The following is a 576-nucleotide window of genomic DNA, read 5'->3' on the forward strand; positions in this document are numbered from 1 at the left end:
GGAGCACCACGTTCGTGGCGACCATCGTGACCAGGGTGTACCCGGCGATCCGGCCGGTGTCCCGCAGGCCGATGCCCTTCCAGCCGAACCTCGGGCGCAGGCCCAGGCCGAGCCCGCGCAGCGGCAGGAAGAGGATCACGGCCTGCAGCACGACGCCCAGGGTGTGGCCGCCGGCCAGCACGACCGTCTGTGCGCTCGTCCACCCGGCGAGGTCGTCCCCGGCCCGGTACGCCCCGAACATGCCCAGGTACAGCACGATCGCGCCGATCGCGACGACGTTGTTCAGCACCGGCGCCCACATGTAGGCGCCGAAGCGCCCGTTGGCGTTGAGCACCTGCCCCACCAACGCGTACATGCCGTAGAAGAACACCTGGGGCAGACACCACAGGGCGAACACGGTGGCCATCTCGAGCTTCTCCGGCGACCAGCCGCGGGTCAGGGCCGTCATGAGCGGGGCCGCCGCCAGCATGACCACCACCGTGCCGGCGAACATCACGAGCGTGCCGAGCGTCATCAGGCGGGAGGTGTAGTCCGCGCCCCGGTCGGCGTCGCGGGCGTGCTTGATCAGCTGCGGCA

Annotated in this window: 1 protein-coding gene; it reads right to left on the bottom strand. The window is 70.8% G+C overall.

What is annotated here, in order from left to right; all coding sequences use genetic code 11:
• Positions 1-576, bottom strand: a 576-nt coding sequence (locus tag ACFWJO_RS40080) for a lipid II flippase MurJ (protein ID WP_386873268.1), incomplete at both ends; no start/stop codon positions are given.

It is taken from the genome of Streptomyces sp. NPDC127092 (assembly GCF_042722475.1).
Classification (GTDB): Bacteria; Actinomycetota; Actinomycetes; order Streptomycetales; family Streptomycetaceae; genus Streptomyces.